The sequence below is a fragment of the Janthinobacterium paucivorans genome (genome assembly GCF_051380805.1).
Taxonomy (GTDB): Bacteria; Pseudomonadota; Gammaproteobacteria; order Burkholderiales; family Burkholderiaceae_D; genus Janthinobacterium; species Janthinobacterium lividum_D.
Window position 1 is genome coordinate 14,988 of the sequence record NZ_JBNYXR010000007.1, and the last position, 21,455, is coordinate 36,442.

Annotated in this window: 12 protein-coding genes; 8 read left to right on the plus strand and 4 right to left on the minus strand. The window is 57.4% G+C overall.

Annotation, left to right across the window (positions count from 1 at the left end; all coding sequences use genetic code 11):
* Positions 1-96: 96 nt before the first annotated feature.
* Genes yidC through rpmH form a run of 4 tightly spaced genes read right to left on the minus strand, consistent with a single transcriptional unit; the run spans position 97 to position 2,697 of the window.
* A complete protein-coding gene (yidC, locus tag ACQ4V8_RS10480; RefSeq protein WP_436571418.1) occupies positions 97-1,833 on the minus strand; it encodes a membrane protein insertase YidC in 1,737 nt (578 codons plus the stop codon).
* Positions 1,834-1,844: 11 nt separating this feature from the next.
* Positions 1,845-2,105: a membrane protein insertion efficiency factor YidD gene (yidD, locus tag ACQ4V8_RS10485; RefSeq protein ID WP_010401993.1), complete on the minus strand. Its 261-nt coding sequence runs from the start codon at positions 2,103-2,105 to the stop codon at positions 1,845-1,847.
* Positions 2,102-2,539, minus strand: a complete 438-nt coding sequence (rnpA, locus tag ACQ4V8_RS10490) for a ribonuclease P protein component (RefSeq protein ID WP_128089130.1) — start codon at positions 2,537-2,539, stop codon at positions 2,102-2,104. The genes yidD and rnpA overlap by 4 nt, the downstream gene beginning before the upstream one ends.
* Positions 2,540-2,562: 23 nt before the next feature.
* On the minus strand, positions 2,563-2,697 hold the full coding sequence (rpmH, locus tag ACQ4V8_RS10495) for a 50S ribosomal protein L34 (protein WP_010401996.1): 135 nt from the start codon (positions 2,695-2,697) through the stop codon (positions 2,563-2,565).
* A gap of 636 nt (positions 2,698-3,333) precedes the next feature.
* On the opposite strand from rpmH, the gene dnaA reads away from it, so the two are divergent.
* From dnaA to ACQ4V8_RS10535, 8 genes are all read left to right on the plus strand, one after another.
* Positions 3,334-4,728, plus strand: coding sequence for a chromosomal replication initiator protein DnaA (gene dnaA / locus ACQ4V8_RS10500; protein ID WP_010401997.1), 1,395 nt, complete (start codon positions 3,334-3,336; stop codon positions 4,726-4,728).
* Positions 4,729-4,999: 271 nt separating this feature from the next.
* Positions 5,000-6,106, plus strand: coding sequence for a DNA polymerase III subunit beta (gene dnaN / locus ACQ4V8_RS10505; protein WP_010401998.1), 1,107 nt, complete (start codon positions 5,000-5,002; stop codon positions 6,104-6,106).
* A gap of 153 nt (positions 6,107-6,259) precedes the next feature.
* The gene (gene gyrB / locus ACQ4V8_RS10510) at positions 6,260-8,758 is read left to right on the plus strand and encodes a DNA topoisomerase (ATP-hydrolyzing) subunit B (RefSeq protein ID WP_070346067.1); all 2,499 of its coding nucleotides are present in this window, start codon (positions 6,260-6,262) and stop codon (positions 8,756-8,758) included.
* A gap of 556 nt (positions 8,759-9,314) precedes the next feature.
* Positions 9,315-10,265: a WYL domain-containing protein gene (locus ACQ4V8_RS10515; protein WP_436571419.1), complete on the plus strand. Its 951-nt coding sequence runs from the start codon at positions 9,315-9,317 to the stop codon at positions 10,263-10,265.
* A gap of 4 nt (positions 10,266-10,269) precedes the next feature.
* The gene (locus ACQ4V8_RS10520; RefSeq protein WP_436571420.1) at positions 10,270-12,165 is read left to right on the plus strand and encodes a hypothetical protein; all 1,896 of its coding nucleotides are present in this window, start codon (positions 10,270-10,272) and stop codon (positions 12,163-12,165) included.
* Positions 12,162-13,697, plus strand: coding sequence for a hypothetical protein (locus ACQ4V8_RS10525; protein ID WP_436571421.1), 1,536 nt, complete (start codon positions 12,162-12,164; stop codon positions 13,695-13,697). Before ACQ4V8_RS10520 ends, ACQ4V8_RS10525 begins: the two co-directional genes overlap by 4 nt.
* Positions 13,691-19,084: an FtsK/SpoIIIE domain-containing protein gene (locus ACQ4V8_RS10530; RefSeq protein WP_436571422.1), complete on the plus strand. Its 5,394-nt coding sequence runs from the start codon at positions 13,691-13,693 to the stop codon at positions 19,082-19,084. Before ACQ4V8_RS10525 ends, ACQ4V8_RS10530 begins: the two co-directional genes overlap by 7 nt.
* Positions 19,085-19,099: 15 nt before the next feature.
* A complete protein-coding gene (locus tag ACQ4V8_RS10535; RefSeq protein ID WP_436571423.1) occupies positions 19,100-21,454 on the plus strand; it encodes a GmrSD restriction endonuclease domain-containing protein in 2,355 nt (784 codons plus the stop codon).
* Position 21,455 lies beyond the last annotated feature (1 nt).

Genomic DNA, 21,455 nt, shown 5'->3' on the forward strand with positions numbered 1-21,455 from the left:
GCGCCGATTCCTCAGCGGAAGGCTGGGGTCAGACCCAAAGGGTCTGACCCCAAAAAAAAGCCCGCGCGAGGCGGGCTTTCTGTTCGCGGGCCGGAATTACTTGGCGGCGACCGCGTATTTCTTGGTGATCACCCATTGCTGGCCGATCGACAGGACGTTGTTGACGACCCAGTAGAGTACCAAGCCCGACGGGAAGAAGAAGAACATCACCGAGAATGCCAGTGGCATGAACAGCATCATCTTCGCTTGCATCGGATCGGCCGGGGCCGGGTTCAGCTTGGTCGTGATGTACATCGAGATCGCGTACAGCACGGGCAAGATGCACCATGGGTCATGCTGAGCCAGGTCGGTGATCCAGCCCATCCATGGCGCGCCGCGAATTTCCACGGACGCGTTCAGCACCCAGTACAGGGCGATAAAGACCGGCATCTGGATCAGGATGGGCAGGCAGCCGCCCAGCGGATTGATCTTTTCGGTCTTGTACAGCTCCATCGTGGCCTGGTTCATCTTTTGCGGATCGCCTTTGAAGCGCTCGCGGATCGCCTGCATCTTCGGCGTGACCAGTTTCATCTTCGCCATGCTGCGGTAGCCGGCAGCCGACAAGGGGAAAAACGCCAGTTTGATCAAGATGGTGAAGGCGATGATGGTCCAGCCCCAGTTACCCAGCACGCTGTGAATCTGTTCCATGACCCAGAACATGGGCTTGGCGATGATGGTCAGCCAGCCGTAATCCTTGACCAGTTCCAGGCCAGGCGATACCGATTCCAGCAAATGCGCGATTTGCGGACCCGAGTACAGCTTGCTGTCCATGCTGGCCGTGGCGCCTGGCGCCAGGGTAGGCAATGGCAGCACGTTGCCGATGGCGTACAAGTTGGTGCCGACCTTCTTGGTGAAGATGTCGCGCTTGGCGTTCTCAGGCGGAACAAAGGCGGAAACGAAGAAGTGTTGCGAAATCGCGAACCAGCCGCCATTCGCCGAGGCCGGATGCAGGCCCTTCATGGCGTTGTCGTTGCCCTTCTTCTCGTCTTCCAGGGCCGATTTCTCGATTTTCTCGAACGTCAGCTTCTGGTATTTGTCTTGCGGCGTGTACAGGGTCGGACCCGTGAAGCTGCTGTTGAAGAACGAGTCGCCGACCGGCTTGTTGCCGTCATGCGTCAGTTGCAGATACAGCTGCGGCGTGACAGGCTCTGCGCCCACGTTGGCCACGTCGTGGCGCACGTCGATGACGTAGTCGCCACGTTTGAAGGTGAACGTCTTGCTCAGCATGACGCCGCCTTCGACCGCTTCCATCACCAGTTGCACCTGCTTGCCGTCACCGAGGGTGCGCACGCCAGGCTGCACGGTAAAACCGCTCGCATGGGTGGGGAATGGACCGCCGACCAGGCCCGATTGCGCCAAGTAAGTATGGTTCGCGCCTTCGTCGAACAGCACTTCGTTTTGCTTGCCGTCGTCAGGCTGGCATACCTTGAACAGGCCGAAGCAACCGCCAAACCAGCCCGGATTGCCTGCGCCTTTGAATTTCAGCAATTCCAGACGCTTGACCTGGCCACCCAGGGTGTCGATATCGACCTTGATGACGTCGGTGGTGATGGTAATCACTTCGCGCTTGAACGCGGCGGGATCGACAGCCTCACCCGGCAGGGCAGGCACGCCTGCTGCAGCCGAGGCAGCCAGGGCATCCGTCTTGGCAGGGGTCGCAGGCGCCTTGGCGGTTTGTTCCGTGTTCGCGGAGAACATCGACGGCTTGCCGTTCGAGATCATCCATTCGTTCCAGAGAATTACCAGCGAGACGGAAAACACGATCCACAGGATGGTACGTTTATTGATATCCATTAGGGTATTTGTCAGGAGTGGTTGCAACCGCAAGCGGTCGTTGAAGATTGTTTGCAATCGGCCGGCGGCACCGGGTCGACGCCCCCTTCATTCCAGGGGTGGCAACGGCACAGCCGCTTGGCAGCCAGCAGGCTACCCTTGGCAGTACCATGCACGCGCAGCGCTTCCATCGCGTAATGCGAACAACTCGGATAGAAACGGCAATTCTGTCCCAGCATGGGGCTGATCAGCAACTGATAAGCGCGCAGCAGGAACAGCAGCAGGGTTTTCATGGCGCGGACGGTGGTGGCGCAGCAACAGAACGGGCTTGGGCGGCGATTTGCGCCGCGAACAGGCGGCTCAATTCTTCACGCAGCTCGGCTTTGAGCCGGCTCGTGGTGGCCGGACCATCCTTGCTGTTGACAGCGCGCGACAAACGCACCACGCAGTCGACCGGCGGCATCGCGCTATTGCGAAACAGCTCGCGCGTGACGCGCTTGATCGTGTTGCGGGTCGCCGCGCGCGGCGCGAAACGCTTTGCCACAACGACGCCCAGCCGCGCATGCGGCAGTTGATTATGTCGGGTGTACAGCACAAAATGCGCTGTTTTTTGCGAAGGGCGCAAACGAAAAACGGATGAAAATTCATCCGTTTTAACAATACGCCGAAAGCGCGCGAAGTCGTGTGAACCTTCGCGTTGATTGCCGACTGGAGTACAGCTAGCCACGCGATCAGCTGTCAACGACAAGCCTAGACGGCCAGACGTTTGCGGCCCTTTGCGCGACGTGCGTTGAGCACATCACGGCCACCACGGGTAGCCATACGAGCGCGGAAGCCGTGCGTACGCTTGCGACGAACGACGGAAGGTTGGTAAGTACGTTTCATGTTGGTCTCGCTAAAAACAAAAAAAATGCAAAATCGGGTCTGACGTCCCGTCAGTTTTTGGTGCCAATGACAATCGCGCACTTATGCCAAGGCACAAGCTGGCCAATCTCATCGCCCGCTTGAACGCGCACCAAATCTACTACGCGCAGCGATTTGCGGCCTCCGGTGCTCACTGTGCCTTCGCACAGTTGCGCGCCTCAGCCACAACTCATCACCGCTCGCTACGATTTGGTACTGCGTCGTTAATCCACGCTTAGTCCATATTGTCGTTCCAAATGAATAAACACGGAATACGGGCGGGGAACCCTGAATTATTCAGCATATCCCCCCCTCTTGTCAAGGATTGCCGCGATTGCCAGGAAATTTTTGCGCCAGGCTGTGTCTGCCGCCAAGGCCACGCCACAAGCCGCGCCAGCACTGCCGGCGACGGGATAACCGGGGGATAAGTCGCCTCTTATACACACGGCGCCCCACCCCGCCACAGAAAAATAAGCGTCGTGCCTGTGGATAACTTTGGCAGTCGGGAGTAGAATAGCGCGTTACGTGTGGCGAGCCCTCGCGCGACGCCGGCCTTGCAACACGGTGACCGCAGGGCAGAATCGATACGCCCTCCCACACCTTTTCACATAGACATACATGGATAATTTCTGGCAGGCCTGTTCCGCGCAGTTGGAACTGGAGCTGACACCGCAACAATTCAGTGCGTGGATCAAACCGCTTATCCCTCTCGATTACGCAGAGGGCAAGCTGCGCATTGCTGCGCCCAATCGCTTCAAGCTCGATTGGGTCAAGACCCAGTTCGCCAGCCGCATCACTGCCCTGGCCATACAGTACTTCGAAGCGCCCACGGAAGTGCAATTCGTGCTCGATCCGCGCCTGGCCCTGCCGAAGAAGCCCGTCACCGCCAGCACCCCGGCCAGCGATCCGAATGGCGGCGCGCCCAGCGCGCGCGCCGCGGAACCGCAGCCCAGCGTGCCGGAACTGAGCATCGGCGCGGCACCGCGCCGTGAACAGAGCCGCATCAACACCGACCTGACCTTCGACAGCTTCGTCACCGGCAAGGCCAACCAGTTGGCGCGCGCTGCCGCCATCCAGGTGGCGAACAATCCTGGCGTGTCGTATAACCCGCTGTTCTTCTATGGCGGCGTCGGGCTGGGCAAGACCCACTTGATCCACGCCATCGGCAACCAGGTGATGGCCGACAATCCAGGCGCGAAGATACGCTACATCCACGCAGAACAGTATGTTCGCGACGTAGTGACCGCTTACCAGCGCAAGGGTTTCGACGATTTCAAGCATTATTATCACTCGCTCGACATGCTGCTGATCGATGATATTCAATTCTTTGGCGGCAAGAGCCGCACGCAGGAAGAGTTTTTCTATGCATTCGAGGCATTGATTGCCGCAAAGAAACAGATCATCATCACCTCGGATACGTATCCGAAGGAAATCACGGGCATGGACGACCGCCTGATCTCGCGCTTCGACTCGGGCCTGACAGTGGCCATCGAACCGCCGGAACTGGAAATGCGCGTGGCGATTTTGCTGAAAAAAGCCAAGCAGGAAGGCGTGACCTTCTCCGACGACGTGGCTTTCTTTGTCGCCAAGCACTTGCGCTCGAATGTGCGCGAGCTCGAGGGCGCGCTGCGCAAAATTCTGGCGTACTCGCGTTTCCATGGCAAAGACATCACGATCGATATCGTCAAGGAAGCCCTGAAGGACTTGCTGTCGGTGCAGAACCGCCAGATTTCCGTGGAAAACATCCAGAAAACAGTGGCCGACTTTTTCAATATCAAGGTGGCCGACATGTATTCGAAGCGTCGCCCCGCGAATATCGCCCGGCCGCGCCAGATCGCCATGTACCTGGCCAAGGAATTGACACAGAAGAGCCTGCCGGAAATCGGCGAGCTGTTCGGCGGCCGCGACCACACCACGGTACTGCATGCCGTGCGCAAGATCGCGCTGGACCGCACCAAGAACCCGGAATGCAACCATGAATTGCATGTGCTGGAGCAAACCTTAAAGGGCTAACAACACCTGACAAAACCTGCTGCGCGACGCGCTTTGCGGCCTGCGATGCTCACCGTGCTCTAGCACGATTGCGCTTCTTGGCCAAAAATCACTGCCGCCCGCTACGGTTTTGTTCGGCGTGAAGCACGACTGGGCAAGACTGGCTCAAAACGTGCTTTACCCTTATCATCTGGGAGGGCACCGCAGCCGGTCTGTCGGGGCTCCCCATGAAAAAATTATTAAATTAATACGTTAAACGTCGTACTGTTCAACCTATACATTGAGGATAAATATGCAATTGGTCAAAACCACCCGAGATACCCTTCTCCGGCCACTGCAGATCGTGAGCGGTATTGTCGAGCGTCGGCACACTATGCCGATTCTGGCCAATATCCTCATCCGCAAAGACGGTGAAAATGTCTCCTTCCTGTCGACCGACACCGAAGTGCAGATCACCACGCACGCGCAAATCGGTTCCGGCGCGGACGTCACCGGCACCACCGTGGCCGCACGCAAGCTGCTGGACATTTTGCGCGCCCTGCCCGAATCGGGCGACGTCACGATGACCCTGCTGAACAAGCGCCTGACCGTGCAAACGGGCAAGTCGCGCTTCGCCCTGCAAACCCTGGCGGCGGAAGAGTTTCCGACCGTGCAACAGGCAGAAAGCTACAACGCGTCCGTCACCCTGCCGCAAAAAACCCTGAAGCACCTGTTCAACATGGTGCATTTCTCGATGGCGCAGCAAGACATCCGCTATTACCTGAACGGCTTGCTGCTGGTTTTGGATGGCAATCATGTCATCGCCGTGGCCACCGACGGCCACCGCCTGGCGTTTTGCCAGGTAGCCACCGAGCAGACGTTTGCGCGCCAGGAAGTGATTATCCCGCGCAAGACCATCATCGAACTGCAGCGCCTGCTGGAAGAGAACGATGAGCCGGTCCAACTGGACATCGCCGCCAACCAGGTGAAACTGACCTTTGCCGACATCGAGCTGATCTCGAAGCTGGTGGAAGGCAAGTTCCCCGACTACACGCGCGTGATTCCAAAAGGCTACAAAAACGACTTCACCATCAGCCGCGATGAACTGCTGCGCTCGCTGCAACGCGCCGCCATCATGACGAGCGATAAGTTCAAGGGCGTGCGCTGCATCATCACCCCGGGCAGCATGAAAATCAGCTCGACCAATGCCGACCAGGAAGAAGCCGTCGAAGAGCTGGAAATCGACTATGGCGGCGACGCCGTCGACATCGGCTTCAACGTCACGTATCTGCTGGACGTGCTGAACAACCTGAAGTGCGAATACGTCAACATCGCGCTCGGCGACTCGAACTCGTCCGCCCTGATCTCCATCCCGGACAATGCCGATTTCAAGTATGTCGTCATGCCGATGCGGATCTAAAGACCACAGCCATGACGTAGGTCGGATTAGCGCAGCGTAATCCGACATGCTGAATCGCCGTCTGTCGGGTTATGCCGTTCCGGCTAACCCGACCTACGGTCATCAGCGAGCAGCCCCGAATCAATCAGCAATCGTTATTTGAGAAAGCAGTCCATGTCCGAGAATCCACAAGACACCCCGATCCAGGCCAAAACGGAAGAATACGGCGCCTCCTCCATCCAGATCCTGGAAGGCCTGGAAGCCGTACGCAAACGCCCGGGCATGTACATTGGCGACACCTCGGACGGCACCGGCTTGCACCATCTGGTATTCGAAGTGCTGGACAACTCGATCGATGAATCGCTGGCCGGCCACTGCACGGACATCCACGTCACCATCCACAGCGACAATTCGATCTCGATCACCGACAACGGCCGCGGCGTGCCGACCGGCCTGAAAATGGACGACAAGCACGATCCGAAGCGTTCGGCGGCGGAAATCGTCATGACCGAGCTGCACGCGGGCGGCAAGTTCGACCAGAACTCGTATAAAGTCTCGGGCGGCCTGCATGGCGTGGGTGTGTCCTGCGTGAATGGCCTGTCGAAATTACTGAAATTGACCATCCGCCGCGATGGCAAAGTGCATCATATGGAATTCGTGCGCGGCGTGCCGCAAGACCGCCAGATCGTCATGGTCGGCGACATCGCCACCTCGCCGATCAAGGTCATCGGCGAAACCGACAAGCGCGGCACCGACGTGCATTTCTGGGCCGACGAAGAGATCTTCACGCACGTCGAATTCCACTACGAAATCCTGGCCAAGCGCATCCGCGAACTGTCCTTCCTGAACAATGGCGTGAAGATCAAATTGTCCGACCAGCGCACGGGCAAGGAAGAAATCTTTGCCTTCGAAGGCGGCACGCGCGGTTTCGTCGAATACATCAACAAAGCCAAGTCGGTCTTGCACCCAACCATTTTCCAGGCCACGGGCGAGCGTTTGTCGGATCAGGGCACGAACATCTCGGTCGACGTGTCGATGCAGTGGAACGATGCCTACAATGAACAGGTGCTGTGCTTTACGAATAACATCCCGCAACGCGACGGCGGCACCCACCTGACAGGCTTGCGCGCAGCCATGACGCGCGTGATCAACAAATACATCGATGAACACGAGTTCGCCAAAAAGGCGAAAGTGGAAATCAGCGGCGACGACATGCGCGAAGGCCTGACCTGCGTGCTGTCGGTGAAAGTGCCGGAACCGAAATTCTCGTCGCAGACGAAAGACAAGCTGGTATCGAGCGAAGTGCGCGGCCCGGTCGAAGAGATCGTCGCCAAGACCCTCGCCGATTACCTGCAAGAAAGACCGAACGATGCCAAGATCATTTGCGGCAAGATCGTCGAAGCGGCACGCGCGCGTGAAGCGGCCCGCAAGGCCCGCGACTTGACGCGCCGCAAAGGCATCATGGATGGCCTGGGCCTGTCGGCCAAGCTGGCCGACTGCCAGGAAAAAGACCCCGCCCTGTGCGAACTGTACATCGTCGAGGGTGACTCGGCAGGTGGCTCGGCAAAACAAGGGCGCGACCGCAAGTTCCAGGCGATTCTGCCGCTGCGCGGTAAAGTGCTGAACGTGGAAAAAGCCCGTTTCGAGAAAATGCTGTCGTCCGAGCAGATCACCACCCTGATCGCCACCCTCGGCACATCGATCGGACCGGACGAATTCAACGTCGAAAAACTGCGCTACCACCGCATCATCATCATGACCGATGCGGACGTCGACGGCGCCCACATCCGTACCCTGCTGCTGACCCTGTTCTATCGCCAGATGCCGCAACTGGTCGAGCGCGGCCACATCTACATCGCGCAACCGCCGCTGTACAAGGTGAAGTCGGGCCGCGACGAGCGCTATCTGAAAGACGATGCCGAAGAAGCGAGCTATATGATGACGGTGGCGCTGAACACGGCCGTGCTGGTGCCGCGCACAGGCGCAGAAGGCATTTCCGGCGAGACGCTGACGGAACTGGTGCGCAAATTCAACCTGTCGAACAGCATCATGACGCGTCTGACGCGCGTCATCGACCGCGCCGCCCTGACGGCCATCATGACGGGCGTGCAACTGGACCTGTCGACCCTGGACTTGGCGCAAAACTCCGCCCTGGCCCTGCAGACGGCCATCAACGACAGCGCCGTGCGCGTGCATGTGCGTTCCGACGACTTGTCGGAAAAACACAAGCTGCACATCGAGCGCATGCATCACGGCAACATCAAAGTGACGGCCATCGACGCCGACTTCGTGCAAGGCCCGGACTACGCCGTGCTGAGCAGCGGCGCCGCCACCTTCGAAGGCTTGATGGGCGAAGGTGCATTCGTGCGCCGCGGCGAAGGCGAGCGCGTCAAGGAAATCGCCGTGGTCGACTTCCATCAAGCCATGCAATGGCTGCGCGACGAAGCCGAACGCACCGTCTCGAAACAGCGCTACAAAGGTCTGGGCGAAATGAACCCGGATCAGCTGTGGGAAACCACGATGGACCCAACCGTACGCCGCTTGTTGAAAGTGCAGATCGAAGACGCGATTGCTGCGGACCAGATCTTTACGACACTGATGGGCGATGACGTGGAACCACGCCGCGCCTTCATCGAAAACAATGCGCTGCGCGCGGGCAATATCGACGTTTAATCGGCATTGTCGATAGAGGGGGCGACACGATGTGTCGCCTTTTTTTTGATCAGATTGAACAGCACGATGACATCTACCCTGAGCTACTAGCATCGTAGGACGCCAAAGTATGTGCAGCTGGCGCCACAATTTTCGATTAAAAACCGCTGGTTTGTACGACTGGCCTATTGTTTTCGCTAAGCAGAATGCAAAAGCCGTGCAGAATTAATCAGCAACTGATGACACGAGGATTGAAAATCCTTGTGTCGGCGGTTCAATTCCCGGAATAAGTTAGCCGCGACCGTCAAGCGGTCGTTAGCAGGGTTTGTCATCCCGCTGCATATTGACCACTACGACTTCGTATTGTTTTTTTACCCACGCTCCGGCTGCCCATCCTGGTATTAGAACAGCACGTCGCATATACCAATAAGCCACGTCGTTATTCAACTTCTTTTCTGGTGTGAACATGCTCGAAAAGTATATTCTAGACCGTATCAAAATGACCCGTATGCTATTATTGCAACTCTTGACGCGATGTTTGCTTTCACGCTAGAGGAGAAAAACATAGGGGAGATTATTGAAGGTCACGGACATCGGGTTGTCGCAAACTCAGCGAGAGCGGTTGGCTGTCCTAGAGTTGCAGGCCTTTTTCACGGGTGAGCTCCAACGCGGTGACATAGAATCGCGCTTTGGTATCAAACCTGCGGCGGCTTCGCGCGACCTGAGCATCTACCGCGAGATCGCGCCAGGCAATCTTGATTTTGACCAATTAAGTAGGCGCTACCTCCCTGCCGATGGATTCACGCCGATATTTAAGTTCCACCCCGAACGCGTGCTCAGTTGGCTGCTGCTGGGTTTCGGCGATGGCTTAGAATTGGGGCTCAAACTGTCAGCTCTTTGCAAGGGACTAGGCCAGCTTCCCCATCCAGACATGGATATCCTAGCTGCCATCACCCGAGCTTTGTTCGCCAGGCGTCCGATCCGCATCAACTATTTGTCTCTTTCCTCTGGGCCGAAGCGCCGCGATATCGTCCCTGCCGCTTTGGCAAACAATGGCAAGCGTTGGCAAGTTAGATCGTTTGACCGCGAGTGCCAGCGGTTCGGAGACTTTGTGTTGACTCGCATCACCAAGGTCCAAGAGCTAGATTACGAACCCGAGGCCCGCAAACTTCTCAGTGCCGATGAACAATGGGCGCGGATTGTGGATTTGGAAATCGTTCCTCATCCAGGCATCAAGCAGCTCAAGGCAATTAAGGCCGACTATGCCATGACTGACGGCCTACAGAAGATAAAGACTCGAGCGGCCCTCGCTGGCCACGTCTTGCGGCGTTGGTCCATCGACACCAGTCCGGACCATCGGCTCGATCCAGATTCCCACCACCTTTCGCTTCGCAACACGCCAATTCTATATGGTGTCGAAAGCGCGATGCCAGCGCCTGGCGTTGAGCCATTGGAGCCTTCGCGGGACGCGGCAATATCGAAACTCAGCCAACCATGGCAAGACAGCCAACCATTCATACGGGAGTGAGCAATTGACAGAGCAAACTACGATTGCCAATGAGCCGGGCGCGCCTCCATCGAGTGCGTGGGTGCGTTTCCTGCGCACTTATGGGCCAACCCCGAACAACCTTACGATGTTCGATGAATACGTGGCCGGAGCCGTAGGCAGGGCCAAGGTGCAGCCCATAGCTCTCAGCACGCCGATGCTTGATCCCATGAAGGCTCATGTCGCTTCGGGTAAGCCGGGCTCTATGCTGATCGCGGGCACGGCCGGCGATGGGAAAACTTACCACTGTCGCGCGCTGTGGGCATCAATGGGCGGCGACCCGCGCGCGTGGGCCGCAAAGGGAAACATCAAGGAGCACCGCCTAGCAGATGGCCGTTTGGCTGTATTCATCAAAGACCTCAGCGAGTTCAACGGAGAGGAAAGCGATGCCCCGTTAGCCCGTCTTGAAAAGTCGGTGCTTGGTGGCGACGACACCGAGATCGTTATCTTAGCCGCCAATCACGGCCAAGTGCTAGACAGGCTTCGCGACTTAGGACGCAGGCAAGAGCGCAAACATCCCTTGCGCAAACCATTGCAGGAGTTTTTTTTGCAGGCGGGCCAAGAGCCCGAGCGTCTCGCCGTGTTCGATCTAAGCCGTAGCGTGGGCCGGATGGCCTTGGAGGAGGTAGTCGCGGCGGTCGCTAAACACGTCGAATGGGATAACTGCGCTAGATGCTTATTGAAATCTGACGGCAAGGTCTGTCCGATCTATGAGAATCGGGAGCGCCTGCTCGGCAGGAGCGATGCCGCTCAACTGGGGCGCCGCTTGGGCGATTTGGTGGAGATTGCCAGGCTCAACGGTCAGCATTTGCCAGTCCGCGACCTACTCGCGCTCTGCGCCAACATGATCTTGGGACACCGCGACGCCAAAGACGGCTTAATGTCATGCGCCGAGGTCGCAAGGATTCAAGAACAAGGAGCGGTGGATCGCGCGAGCGTTTATGGCAATGCGTTCGGAGCGAACCTGCCCAAGCGGCGGCTTGCCGATCGGCCTGTATTTAAGGCGATGGCGTCCTTTGGCGTTGGCGACGAGACTACGAATGGTGCCGATGGCCTCCTGGTCTACGGCAAGGACGACGTGAAGCTCGCGCCGACGTTCGCCCGCCTAGTCGGTAGCGATCCGGTCTACGGCGCCACGCCTAGGCTATTAAGCGCCCAGAATAAATATCTCGAAGGTGAAGAGGCCGCCCGGATTGACGGAGGAGCCGCGGGCTTCATGGAGCTGTTGCAGGAGCAGCGCCGAAGGCTCTTTTTCACCTTGCCGCCCGGTGAGGAAAGTTATCCCTTCTGGGCGATGACGGTGTTCCGTTTCGCGGGCGAATATTTAGAGATGCGCGCCGCAGTTCAAGAAAAGAAGGCGGTTGCCGAGGTTGTGCGTGGTCGACTTGTGCGCGGCCTTAATCGAGTGATGACAGGCCTGTTGATCGACAATGTCGATAGAATTTTCGTCGCTAGCTCAGGAGGCTTTACCCAATCACGTGTCAGCGTCCTTTGCGATACCGAAGCCCCATCGCGGCGCGTCAACGGCGTGGGCATGGCTATCAAGCTCGATGCGAAGACTGGTCGGCCTTTGCTAGACGTATCGCTGGCCCAAGGCCCAGGCAATTCCGTGGCCTTCGATCTCACACCTATCCGGTTTGAGTTCCTTTCGCGCGTTGCAGAAGGCGCATTGCCGGGAAGTTTTTCCAACGAATGCTTAGAGGACATGCTGGCGTTCAAAGCCAAGTTGCTGCGCAAGGCAGAACTCATTAGAGGCAGGAGCCATCTGGACGACGATGAAGAGGTCGGCGCTGACAACGGCTCGCTGACGCTCAACTTTATCGACATTGAACAAGGTGGCCATGGGTTCTCTCGGCCTATAACCGTGAGGATTTCGGAATGAGACAGCGCGTTGACATTGATCGGGTCGACTTCGCCGTCGATGAGCACATTTGGGGCCATCGTCTCTATGATGAGCAGTTGCCGCATTTGACGGTGCTGGAATTCCTGGGCGTGTTGGGATCGAATCTTGATAGCCCGTTGATCGCCACTCCGAATGACAAGGTGCGATACCGTCCCCAGCATCAAATTCGCCTGCGTGGCCTGCTGTTCAACAACCCCTTCGTCGAGGCGATCCGCGAACGGTCCATCACTGACGACGAGAAGTGGCGCGAGTGGGGTGTCTTGTTTGCCCAAGATGCGACCAAGCATGGTGACGAGGATATGGCTTATCTACGCAAAGCATTTTCCAGCTTTGACGATTTTGCCAAGGCCATCGAATTGCTGCGGTCGTCAGCGTTTGAGGCTCGTAGCAACAAGCGTTGGAGCTCGAAGTTCGTCTTTCCCTTTGGCCCCGACGCGATGTTCGAAGATTTGCGGATAGACTCGGGTGGGGCGAGCAACGATCGTCGGTTTTTCGCGCGGACCGGCGAACTGCTCTATTTGATGCTTAGTCGCGCGACTCACGGGCCGGAGCTAGGCGCGCAGCTCTCTGAGCGGCTCTTCGACCGCTCGGCCCCGATGAACCGGCTTGTCCGGGCATTGCAGGGCGAGCCGCAGTTGGCATCCAACTCGCGCGATGTGGGGTATCTGCCTCATGCATCCAACCCACGCTTTGATCAACTCTGTGACGACTGGTTGGCGATTCTTGCCAAGGACATGCCGATCTACGACGCTTTGGAGCACTTGATCACCTCGGCTGGACTGAACCTCCTGCTCTATTTCCTTGAACAGGCCAAGGTCCAAGCGGGCGATGCCGAGCCTGTGGAATTTGTTTGCGAAATCGTCTCCAAGGAGCGGACCAAGGTTAGGGCTCTATCCGGCGACAGCTACCAACTCAACCAGGGTCTTTCGCCCAAAGCTGTCCGGGCGTCCATCGAGCAAACCCGCATGTTGCCCGAGTGGGAGTCTGCGTCCAATTCGGACTACCCCGATGCGGCGCGGGCTAGCATCATGCGCGAGCTCTTCCAGTGGCCGTCGAGCGATTCGGACGACGAGGCAGATTACACGCGCATGTCCGGCGACAAGCTTATTGAGACCCTAGTGGATATGGCGCTCTCCCGTCATGAGCAGCATGTTGGAAAAATTCACGCGTCGTGGTCGAGGGCCATTGGGCTTAGCTCGCGGCGCCTTGCCCGGCGCACGCGATACGCACCCAACGACCGGCTCATCAAGACGTTGGTAGTGGCCATCGTCGATGACCGCATGCAGTTCGACGAGTTCTTATCCGAGGCCAAGAGGCGCTACGGAATCGTCATTGGCGATGCGGAAGGCTCGCGCCTTGTCGCAGATAAGAAGGTAGACCAGGAAGTGCTCAGCGAGAACCGCGCCAATCTGGAAGCGCGGCTGGTTGGACTAGGGTTGGTGCGTCGGCTATCCGACTCCTGCTCGTTCGTGGAAAACCCATTTGGATTTAAGGGAGAAGAAAATTGCTGACCGATCGGATCATTGGGCGCGTCGGCGCTGACATACTAGCGAAGCGCATTAGTGACGCTCGCCAGGCCGATGGCTCGGCGCAGGATTCGGCGGCGCTGTTCCGTCTCGACAAGCTGTCGGCGTCGCAAGTTGCCTCGGTCGTTCGCGCCGTTCTGGCCAACCACGATCTCGCCGCGCGTGTTGACCTCATGATTCCAGAGTCTTTGGTCGAGGGACAAGGACTGCCGCCCGAATCGCTGATTCAGCATAACGCTGGCTTTGTGCGCAACAATGCGCAGACGGACAAAGAGGCGATCCTCACCGCCAACGGCAATGAGCACAACCTGGCCGATACGCTTGGTCACGTTACCGCGTTGGGCGCCAAAGAGCTGCGCGCTGACGTGTCGGCATGGGTCGATGCAACATGTCATGTCGCGGGCATGGCGCCGGTTCCAGACGACCGCCTGGTGTTTCGCTCGGCCCTTAAAGGTTTGATTTCTGCCAGCGACCTTTCGCTGGTTCAGCTCGGCGACTTCTGCGCCCATATCACTGAGGCGATGTCGCCAGCTCGTAGCTTGCCGATTCGTGAGGCCATCGGCTGGTCCTTGCCTAGGGTGGGCCTGCCAAGAGACACGTCATTCTTCGCTAGCGCGAGAACCTATGGGAGTTCTGACAAGCCGTGGAAGAAGGCCTTTGATAAGCTATTCACTCATCGCGCTCCGCTTATGTTGCGGCTGCGGCCAAATGGCCAGCCACTTGACCCGGATGAAATGCGCCAACGATTGGAAGACAACGCGGCCGACATTTCCGATGCTGCACGCGTGGCCTTGGAGGCATTCATTAATGCTCCGGCAGGTGACAGCCAGGTAGCCGCCGAAGTGGCGGAACTTGAATGGGAGACCGATGGCGTCTGCCATATTTTCGACAAACCCAAGGAAAAACTGCAGGGCCTGGCCGAGCATACGTTGAAGTTTTTCGAGCACGATTGTGAGGATGCCGAGGCGCTCGACGAGAAATGGAAACGCCACCTTGAAGATCTCAAGGCCCGCGAAAAGCGCTCCGAATGGAATGACGACGACAAGATTTTCTTCGAGCTACACCGCCGCCATATCGAGCAGTCCCGGCAGCTCCACGCGCGCTGGGAGAAGGCTATCTTTGGCAAGGCCATCGAATGCAATGACTTTCTTGATGGCTTTATCAGTGTGGTTCACCATCTTTTGGCGGGTGCTGGCGACACGGCAGGAGAGCGCTTCCTGCGCTTCACGGTCAACAAGGGGCGCAAGGAGTGGCGTGAGCGCTTCAACTACGACGTCGGCTCCTATTTCTCCGCGATGTATCGCGCGTTGAAGGAGCTGATGGGCTCGAAAGTGGATTGGAAGGTTGAGCGCATGGGGACCGGCAACCTGCCTGACCCGCTCTTTGATTACGAGAAGTTCTTCGCCAAGGAGAAGGAGCTTCGCGGGACGCTCAAAGCTGTTTCATCGCTTGCCCGGAACGCGGTCCAGATCAAATTCGACGTGGCGCTTGTTCAGCGAGTGGGTGATCGCGAAACGGTCATCGACAAGACGCAGCTCGTGTGGAGCTATCGGCCCGAGTCCATCGGCCTGGCGATGGTGTCCGACATGCGCCGCCTGTTGGAAAAGGGCGGTGTCGGTTGCACCGAAGTTCCGCGGCGACTCGTCAGCAAGAAGGGGGGGGTGCAAAGCGTTTCGCTGCTCGACACTGGAACGCTTGAAGCCACTTTCTCGCGCGATGCCGGCTCGCTTGTTCCGCCTGCCAATAAGCTGCGCAGCTTCAGAGCCGAAATCAAAGACCGCATTAAGGATCTTGCGGCCGAGGGGCGGTTGACCAAGGAGCAGCGTGACGAGTTGCGCGCGGCGTGGGACGCATTCGAGGCTGACTACCTTTTGGCCATGAAGGATTTCGTCGATACTGGCCTGCAAGGCGAGGCTGTCATGCGCCAAGCGGAGTCGTTCGCCGCGTTGCTCAATGCGTTGATGGTCCATGCTCGAGGGGATGTTTGTCGCGCGAAGCTGGTGGCCGAGGTGCTTTCGATCGGCACGTCTCGCGTTTCAGGGGAGCAGCCGTCGCTCATCATTCCGCCTTGGCACCCGGAGCGCATGAAGGCGCTTGCGGTGAAGACGCGGCGAGTGGCGGGTTTGGCGACCCATTTGCTCACCAGCGAGAGTGTTTTGTTTGGGCACCGTGACATTTTCTTCCGGGAGTTTTCCGAAGAGCTCGCTCATCCGTTCTATCCTGAGATTGCAGTTTTACAGCGTGGCAGCGAGCCGTTGCTTATGTCTGAGAGCAGCACCGTCAATGGATATAGTCTCTTTGAGCGGCCAGTTCGTGGCGACGAGGATTCGATGACCGACGTCGACCCGACGGCGGCAGCCAAGCAGGCGCGTGAGCTTTTGGAGCGCTATATCGGCCTCCAGCCTCACGAGGCGGCTAATCTCAGCGTCTTGCTTTACAACGCCGATGCCGCGGAGCTTCCATTGGCCACCGTGCGCGAACTCGCCGGCCTGCAAACGGAGGATGAATTCCAGTGTAACGTGTCCGTCAGGCACAGCGATCCGGCTAAGCTGCGCCGAGTCTACGCGGAACTGGTCAACAAGGCCGGGGATGATTCTGACATGCCGGTGGTCAGCGAGACATCGGATAACTTCATTTCCAAGCTGCGCATTGCCGTCACGCCGGCCTCCGCGACGCCAGGTCAAAGAGAGGGCGGCTTTAAACCTTTCGATGTGGCGTTCTTGCATGATGTGGTGTCGCGCACGGCTGTCGAAGAGTGGCTCCCGGTGGACTGGACCAATGATCGACCGAGCTTGGAGCATGCTCCATCGCGCTGGTCATATCGCAGCGTTTCCGGTGAGAACGAGCTTAAATCGACCACTTTCCTGACCTGCCCTTGGCAGACAGCCTCGGGCTGGGCTTATGTCAGTGCCGTGGCTGCTGTACATCGCCAGACTGACGCTCCGGTGGGGGCCCGCTATCTGCCTGCGCGTCGCATCTCATTGCAGCATGAGGCTTTGGCCTCGACCATGAACGATGCCCACGCGTTGGCCGAGTGGGTTGCCACTTATGACGAGCTGCTTGATAAGCGGCAGTTGCAACACAACGGCATCACGGTGGTGCGATACCGCCGAGCTTCCACGAATGGTCGCAACATGATCGTGAGCTCAACCTCCGAGTTGCGCCTGCTCGGCGTGCTAATTCGTCGGCGCCTGGGCGAGCTCAGCCTTTCGCTAGGTGGCGACGAGCTCGATGCGGTCGCCGTGCGAATGAAGAAGGATGCCCTATCGGTCTCGGGCGACATCGTCCTGCGAGCTGCCAAACGAGGCGTATCCGCTGGCGAAATGCTCGGGTTGGTCCTCAGCCGCCATTTGGTTTCCGAAGAATTCGCCGCCCAGGCCGCTGCAGGCCGGTCGTTCAGCGTGTTTTTCTTGCTCGACGACTATGCCGATTGGCTCGCGCAGCGCGAAAGTCGGATCGCCGACATCCTGGCGCTTTGTGTTGAGGAAGTCGATGACAAGATTCGGCTGCGCATCTCGGTGGTCGAGTCAAAATATGTCAATGCCGATGGCGCTGCCGAGGCCCGACGATCATCTAAGGCGCAGCTCATGGCGACGCTGACCACGTTCCGCGCCGCTTTGTTTGGCGACCCCGGCCGCCTTGATCGTGATGTGTGGCTCTCACGCTTGGCCGACTTGCTTATCGACGCTGAGATTCCGCCTGGTCTCTCCGGACTATTGGAGCGTGCGCGTGCGAAGCTGCGCGAAGGCGACGTGGACATCGCGCTGCGTGGCTACTCGTATGTGTTCATTCATTCCGGTGACGCGGGCCAGTATCAATCGGCATCTGAACAAATCGAAATCGACAATACCGACGGCGTTCAGGCTTGGCAGGAAGTCTTTGATCGGCCGGAGTTGCGCAAGCTCGTGGAAGCCTATGCAGCGGGAGTCGGCGCCACTGATGTAAGGACATTGCTAGGTGGCGCGGAGCCGTGGAAGTCGGTTGAGTTCAATCGTCCCGCCGCGCGTGTTGCTTGGCACGCGATGATAGAACAGCTTGGCCAACAGTCGGAGCAGGCACAAAAAACTACGGTCTCTGTTGAGTCAGTTCAAGCGACCCCGGCAAGGCCGCCGATGACCGTTCCCATGGACGCGACACCAACAACCCCAATTACCCAAACCGAGGTAATTGCTCCGGCGGCTGCGGCGGCGCTGGGACTGCACCTGTCGGCTTTGATCGCTGCCAAGCAGGTCGTATTGACCTTGGCGGATCATGAGCGCGAGGCATGGGCGCAGGAGACCACAAAGAGGCTCAAAACGGCATTGAACGGCTACGGCCTGCAGGCCGCAGTATTGGGCACTCGTATGACACCTAATGGCTGCTTGGTGCGCCTTGCTGGCTCGGATCGTCTTAGGGTGGAAGACATCGAGGCAAAGCGCACACAGCTACTGACTACTCACGCCATCAACTTGGTGACCGTGCAGCCCAAGCCGGGTGAGATCGTGGTGACGATTGCAGGAGTTATACGGCAGGCAGTCTCGCTGTGGGATTTATGGGCTAAGCGGCAGCTTAATCGCAACGTCGCTGGCATCAACACCTCTTTCGTCCTAGGGCTTCAAGAGATCAATGGCTCTTTGCTCTATTTGAACCTCGGAGGTGAGTTTGGCGGATTGTCGTCGCATGAGCCACATTCGTTGGTGGCGGGAGCCACAGGCAGTGGCAAGTCGGTTCTAATCCAGGCTATTCTTCTCGACATTGCAGCGACCAATCCGAAGGACCTCGCTCAGATCATCCTCATTGATCCGAAGATGGGAGTGGACTATGCCGCTTTGGAGGACTTGCCGCATATGCGCGAGGCTATCATCACGACCAAGGAGCGCTCGACCGAAGTGTTGGCCGCCCTTGTTGAAGAGATGGAAAGTCGATACCGAGCCTTCGCCCAAGCTCGTGCGCGGGACTTGGCCACGTTTAACGCCAAGGCTGCGCCTGACGCTCGCTTGCCCATGGTGTTCCTGATCCATGACGAATTCGCCGATTGGATGCTCGACGACGCTTATAAGGGGGCGGTGGGAGCTGCAGTGCAAAGGCTTGGCGTGAAGGCTCGCGCCGCTGGCATTCACCTAATTTTTGCGGCGCAGAGGCCTGACAAGGACGTGATGCCCATGCAGTTACGCGAGAATTTGGGCAACCGTTTAATTCTCAAGGTAGCCAGCGAGGCCACCTCTAAGATCGCGCTTGATCGGCCCGGAGCTGAATTGCTGCTGGGTAGAGGACATATGGCGGCCAAGCTCAATGGTGAGCAAGGCTTGGTCTTCGCGCAGGCCCCGTTCTTATCGGACCGGGACATTGAGGCGGCCGTAGCCGCCATCAGCTCCGACAATTCGATTAACTAATTCAAGGAGCTACTAATGGCACAACCATTCAAACACGACGCCGCTAATCTGCATGATTTTTTCTCTCAAGGGGGCCGGGGATTCTATATCCCGTATTACCAGCGAAACTACTCGTGGGATGAAGAGAACGCCAGAAAACTGATTGAAGATATTTTTTCAAGCATCAAACGCACTCTGACTAAGCCAAACAATAGCATCTTTCTCGGCACGGTCATTCTTCACGAAGAGAAGAATGCTGTTACGGGCGTTCATACGGATACGCCGAACCTTTTGACGAAAATCGTGAATGTAGTCGACGGCCAGCAGCGGATTACGTCGATTGCAATGCTTGCTTGTGTGATCGGGGAGCAAATTACCGAGATGGTTTCAAAGCTGCAAACATTGGCGGGAGCTGCGCCGGAATTTGATAAGCTTGCGACTGAATTGACAGACGAACTTCCGAATATCCGTCGTTTTTATTCGGTTGAGATCTCAAAGACGGGCGCTCAGCCCGCGTTAAAGCCGAAGATCATCAGAGCAGATGATGTGTCCACGAATCCGGTTTCTGATCAGTGGACGCTTAGTGGCGACATCAATAAATTTTACCGTTCAAACACCTCAAGCTTCCTGTCAAAGTTTATCGCAGGAATCGCCCTCGATGCGATCCCAACCGACGAACGTGTGGGCTTAGTGCTCCGTGTTTTCAGAGAATATATCTCCGAGCAAATTAATACGGCCGATGTTAGCCTAGCGACTGGCTTGTTGTCGGCGAATTCTGTGACCGACGGCAGCCTGTCGAACTTCATGGCTTACCCGCCCAACTGGACGACGATCCATTCTCTCCCGCCGGATGAGCAATCAGTTTACTTCGGGGGAATGCTGCTCCTGGCTGCATGTTCGTTCTTGAAGAATTCATGCCATTTGGTTGTCATAGAGTGCCTAGATCTAGGGTTGGCCTTTGACATGTTCCAGTCGCTGAACGCGACCGGAACACCACTTACAGCGTTCGAGGTTTTCAAGCCGCAGATAGTCAAGGCATGGGGCACCGGCTACTCGACCGTAATCAAGTCCCAGGTTGATCGTATCCAGAGTGTTTTTGAAACCGAAAGCAATTCGTCGGACAAGGAAGAGCTCACCGACAAGGTTATCGTCTCCTCGGCACTGGTCTTCAATGGAATGGAAAGAAGCCGACGTTTTAGCGAAGAGCGTGATTGGCTGACGGACACTCTTGAAAACTCACTCGTGGCGGGCTCACCGACTCAAAAATCGATCGATTTCGTCACTTGCATTGCTGACCAGGCTGAATATTTTCTGAGTTTTATCAAGCCGCGAAAATCTCCGAAAAACGCAAATAGCTTCGGCCTCTGCACTCAGTTGCAGACGATGGGCTTGACGCCTCAACAGGCGGACCGCGCCGCGTTTTGCGTGTTCTACCTTAAAGACGCCGGTCATCAATTCGCACATGTCGTATTGAGCGTCTTTTACTCAAAGTTGCTCCGCGCTCAATCGAATGCGGCGGCCAAAACAGCGGCGGCGGCAGAATTTGTGTCAGTGTGTGAGGCTACTGTAGCTTTCTTCACTCTCTTCATGGGCGCTCAATTGGGCAGGTTCCCTGACTCCGACTATAGAACCTTATTCCAATCCGAAGCCGGGAACATCTCCTTTGCCAATGGCGCGGCGAATCAGACTACAACATTCGTGAAGACGGCATTCAGAAAAGCGCTGGAAAGCCAGAAGATCTACGACGCGGCTGATCCTGTTGTCGCCCGCCAGATTTGGGTGGATCTGGCTAAAGAAAATGCTTGGTATTCCAGAAAGGCAGTTTGCCGGTTCGCGCTGTTGGCTTCGGCACATGACGCGGCTCCGGATCTCACGACCGACAACGAGGGTTTTTTTACAAACGGCATGGCGAGCTCGGCGGATCTGTTAAATTGCCGCGTGTGGCATTCGAGCCAATACGAAGTCATCGAGCACGTTGCTACTCAAGATCAGCCGTCGTCGATTAAGTTCGCAGCACACTTTGACGCCACTGTCTATCCGGGCAATTATTCGATCGTCGATAAACTAGGTAATTTGACGCTGCTTTCCCGCCCAGTGAACTCGTCGATCTATTCCGAGTGGCCGGACAAGGTCTTCTACTATTGGAATCTCACCACGCCCGCGTCTACAGCTAAGGGGCCAACAGGAGCAGCTCTTGCCGTATCCTTAGGCATCGGCAGCGTACCTCCGGCGCTTTCGACGCTAGTCGCTTCTTCGAACTATCTCTCGCATCTGGCGCCGCTCGCATTCAGAGGACAGTGTGGTCTTCATTGGGACGCGGCGTTCATCGCGAAACGCTCTGAGCACCTGTGCCAACGGGTCTTCGACAAGCTCGACGCCTGGCTTCGATAGC